Raw genomic sequence first — 416 nt, 5'->3', positions numbered from 1 at the left:
GAATTGCAAATTGATTTCGATCCTGTTCTTCGAATACACTTTGTAATTTTTGATTCAATTGATTAATTTGTTTTTCAATATCTTGACTCATCTTTTTCCCCCTACCCTTTTACTTTTATCAGATGGTCACATTAGCGAACAGTATTATGAAGTTCATTATCTATTCTCTCAAACTCGTTAGCTACCGAGTGAATATTATTAATCGATTGTTGAAAGGCAGCAAGAAATTGTCTCGTCAAATCTAAAACTTGTTGATTCGCTTCTTGTGCTTTGAAATTAACAGATAATGTTGTACGTGTGGCCTTTGTTATAGAGCGACTTGTTGCACTTTGAATCCTGTCAGAAGCTGATCTCATTTTCGTAGCAATTTGAGTTGTTGTTTGTAAATTACTTTGAAATTGTCCCATTCTTTCAAA

The 416-nt window shown here is 33.2% G+C and carries 1 protein-coding gene and 1 pseudogene; both read right to left on the bottom strand.

All coding sequences use genetic code 11. The features are described 5' to 3' along the window. Positions 1–91: pseudogene (locus tag MR056_RS22930) on the bottom strand (DUF3958 family protein); the annotation flags it as partial. A gap of 40 nt (positions 92–131) precedes the next feature. Continuing rightward, positions 132–407 (bottom strand): TIGR04197 family type VII secretion effector, encoded by a 276-nt coding sequence (locus tag MR056_RS21995; RefSeq protein ID WP_087098908.1) that lies wholly within the window; start codon positions 405–407, stop codon positions 132–134. Positions 408–416: the final 9 nt, after the last annotated feature.

Origin of the sequence: Bacillus cereus group sp. BfR-BA-01360, from assembly GCF_022663595.1 — a bacterium.
GTDB classification, from domain to species: Bacteria; Bacillota; Bacilli; order Bacillales; family Bacillaceae_G; genus Bacillus_A; species Bacillus_A cytotoxicus.
Note: the sequence above shows the minus strand (reverse complement) of the source record. Positions and strands in the feature narration are given on the sequence as shown.